Source organism: Arhodomonas sp. KWT (assembly GCF_010993615.1).
The window spans coordinates 1-915 of record NZ_WNXE01000669.1; the positions used below are offsets into that span (position 1 = coordinate 1).

At 66.7% G+C, this 915-nt stretch carries 2 protein-coding genes and 1 pseudogene; 1 reads left to right on the forward strand and 2 read right to left on the reverse strand.

Annotated elements, in window-relative coordinates; all coding sequences use genetic code 11:
* The coding region (locus tag G7A99_RS21600; protein ID WP_205599991.1) for an anhydro-N-acetylmuramic acid kinase at window positions 1–343 on the forward strand (343 nt) is incomplete at its 5' end.
* Between the two features lie 4 nt (window positions 344–347).
* On the opposite strand, the gene erpA is transcribed toward G7A99_RS21600, so the two are convergent.
* Together erpA and G7A99_RS25695 are read right to left on the reverse strand one after the other, a co-directional pair.
* Complete coding sequence (gene erpA / locus G7A99_RS21605; RefSeq protein WP_163143986.1) at window positions 348–701, reverse strand: iron-sulfur cluster insertion protein ErpA; 354 nt, start codon at window positions 699–701, stop codon at window positions 348–350.
* Between the two features lie 76 nt (window positions 702–777).
* Window positions 778–915, reverse strand: a pseudogene (locus G7A99_RS25695) (N-acetyl-gamma-glutamyl-phosphate reductase); the annotation flags it as partial.

Below are 915 nucleotides of genomic sequence, written 5' to 3' on the forward strand. Positions count from 1 at the left end.
CCCACCGGCACCGGTGGATGTGCAGGCGACGCTGGCCGATCTCACCGCGCGCACGGTCGCGGACGCCCTCAGCGCAAGCACCGGGGGCAGTGCCGCGGCCCCGGGCCGGCTGCTGGTCTGCGGCGGCGGGGTGCACAACACCCATCTCATGGGCACGCTGCGACGACACCTGCCCGGCTGGCAGGTGGGCTCCACGGAAGAGATCGGCATCGATCCGGATTTCGTCGAGGCGGCGGCGTTCGCCTGGCTGGCACGTGAGACGCTCGCCGGCCGGCCGGGCAACCTCCCGGGTGTGACGGGAGCGCGCCGGCCGGTGGTGCTGGGCGGGATCTATCCGGCCTGAGGGCCTAGACGCCGAATGAGGAGCCGCAGCCGCAGGTGGTGGCGGCGTTGGGGTTGCGGATGATGAACTGCGCGCCCTCGATACCCTCGACGTAATCGATCTCGGCCCCCTCGAGGTAGGCACCGCTCATCGGGTCGATCAGCAGCGTCACGCCGTTCTTCTCGATAACCGCGTCACCGTCTTCCTGATTCTCGTCGAACATGAATCCGTACTGGAAGCCGGAACAGCCACCACCGGTGATATAGACCCGCAGCTTCAGGTCACCGTTGTCCTCCTCATCGAGGAGCTGACGCACCTTGAGTGCGGCGTTGTCCGTGAAGTTCAGCAGCTCGTCCTGCTCTTCGACCACTTCGCTCATGATCCTTTCGCCTCCTGGAGGTGGGCACTTCCCCTAAATGGTGGGGACGGCCCCGTTCGGAGTCAATTGCCGGCGCTCAGGGCAGCAGCGCCACGTCCCCGAGTCCCGCCGTCTCCGGCAGATCGAACATCAGGTTCATGTTCTGCACCGCCTGCCCTGCCGCCCCTTTGACCAGATTGTCCTCCACCGCGAGCACCAGTGCCATGTCGCTGTA

Bases quoted from the DNA above. Each gene is read 5' to 3' on its own strand.
- erpA (WP_163143986.1), bottom strand. From the start codon at position 701: ATGAGCGAAGTGGTCGAAGAGCAGGACGAGCTGCTGAACTTCACGGAC.